Below are 2,015 nucleotides of genomic sequence, written 5' to 3'. Positions count from 1 at the left end.
GTTGAGGATATCGGGGGCGTATTTAGCCCCTGCTTCTCCTAAATTACCCAAAGCTGCTGCGGCACTGCGACGAATATATGAGTCAACCTTTTCATCCTTGAGGATGTTGAGGATATCGGGGGCGTATTTAGCCCCTGCTTCTCCTAAATTACCCAAAGCGTATGCGGCACTGCCACGAATATTTGGCTCAACCTTTTCATCCTTGAGGATGTTGAGGATATCGGGGGCGTATTTAGCCCCTGCTTCTCCTAAATTACCCAAAGCTTCTGCGGCACTGCGACGAATATATGAGTCAACCTTTTCATCCTTGAGGATGTTGAGGATATCGGGGGCGTATTTAGCCCCTGCTTCTCCTAAATTACCCAAAGCTGCTGCGGCTCTGCCACGAATAGATGAGTCAACCTTTTCATCTTTGAGGATGTTGATAGCTTTCTGGGCAATATCCTCCGGTTTCTTCAGCACCGATTTCAAGTCTTGCGAGTCATATCCAGCTAATTTCCCGAAAGCATATTCCTTCACTTGAGTATAACTATCCTCAAGTGCCGCCACTATCCCCTCAATTTGCCATGGTTGCGGCTTGGGCGGTTGTTTCGCACTCACCCAAGGGAGACAGAGGAGGAGGGTGAGACAGAGGGTAAGGGGGAAGAGGATGAAGGGTTTTCTGATTTTATAGATAAGTTTAAACATGGTTGGGGTTACGCCATGGAAATATTATTTCTATTAATCTTGTTCTAAGATAACCCATCCGGGAGGGGATTATTTTTTGGTGGGAGTGGATTGGGTTTGTTTGAATTCGATTTATCTCGCAACAACCCGACAGAGATTTTAATCTTTGTCGGGCATTAATGACAAGACAAAAGATTCATTCTCTAGCAATATCTGACAATTCATAGATTCATAATATTTGCGATTCCCCTTTCCTATCTTTCTTCCTTCAATTTCTGTACTTCCGCCAAACTCAATCCTGTAATCTGACTAATAGCAGCTTCATCTAATATATCCAGAAGATTACTAGCAATTTCTAGACTTTTTTGTTTCGAGCCTAATTCTACTCCTTGTTCTAAACCTTGTCTTTCAGCTCTTTTAATAGCATTCCGCTGATCGATAATGTAAATTTCACGCTGCTCCAAATCTTCTAATTCTTCCCGATTAAGCGTTGCTATATTTGCCACTTCAAACGCCTTTCTTATTGCCGCCACTCTCCCGACTTTTTCGGGTACTTCCTTTACCTTAGCTGCACTTTTCAGAAAATATATCCATTGCTCTGTCAGGGTTTCTACTTCATCTATTTCTTTGACAAATTTAGGTAACTCCACAAAAACTAACTCTAAATCGTATATGGTATAATCGACTAAAAAATCTCTTTCTTTGAGAATAAACCGAGAAATGGCTTTATCGAAATTAGAGAACATTTTAAAATCAGTAATTGTCAAAGCTATCACGGGATTGAGTAGGGCGTAATCTTGTCCTATTTCCAGTTGCATCGAATAGGATTTTGCGGCATTGTACAGAATCCGCTTTTCAAATCCTTCCACATTTAAAACCTGCATCTCAATAATCACAGTTTTCTCATTATCGAGGACTGCTTTCACATCTAAGTAAGTATCTTTAACACCTCTAATTTTGGGTGCTTGATAAGGATTGAGTATTTCTAAGCTTTTAATCGTAGATTTTCCTTCATAGAGCATTCCATTCAGGAAACTGATGAGGATATCTTTGTTTTCCTCTGAGCCAAAGATTCTTTTAAAGGCAAAATCGGTTCTAGGGTTGATAAATTGCATTTTGCCACCTCTACTAATTCCGTTATTTATATATATATAATAACAATAAATTTCCAGATTTAACCATCCATCCGTAGGGTGCGTTATGCGAAAGCTAACGCACCCTCCACAATTACTGAAATATAGTCACATAAGTATAAGTCCCTTCATCAAGCATAACCTTCAAAGATTGGTTCCGTAAATCCAGTTCCAACACCAACGCTTCCAAGAGAAACGCCCCCAATAGCACCTCTC

The 2,015-nt window shown here is 40.5% G+C and carries 2 protein-coding genes; both read right to left on the bottom strand.

Translation table 11 applies throughout. From position 1 onward, the window contains the following. Nucleotides 1–687, bottom strand: a 687-nt coding sequence (locus tag NJ959_RS28960; protein WP_254015220.1) for a HEAT repeat domain-containing protein, incomplete at its 3' end; no start/stop codon positions are given. 233 nt (nt 688–920) lie between these two features. Further along, on the bottom strand, nt 921–1,781 hold the full coding sequence (locus tag NJ959_RS28955; protein ID WP_254015219.1) for an Rpn family recombination-promoting nuclease/putative transposase: 861 nt from the start codon (nt 1,779–1,781) through the stop codon (nt 921–923). Between the last annotated feature and the right edge of the window lie 234 nt (nt 1,782–2,015).

It is taken from the genome of Limnofasciculus baicalensis BBK-W-15 (assembly GCF_024178385.1).
GTDB lineage: Bacteria > Cyanobacteriota > Cyanobacteriia > Cyanobacteriales > Coleofasciculaceae > Limnofasciculus > Limnofasciculus baicalensis.
The sequence above is the reverse complement of the archived record's forward strand: the minus strand, read 5'-3'. Positions and strand labels throughout refer to the sequence as shown.

Excerpts from the sequence above, each read along its gene's own strand:
- NJ959_RS28955 (WP_254015219.1), bottom strand. The coding sequence starts at position 1,781 with ATGCAATTTATCAACCCTAGAACCGATTTTGCCTTTAAAAGAATCTTT.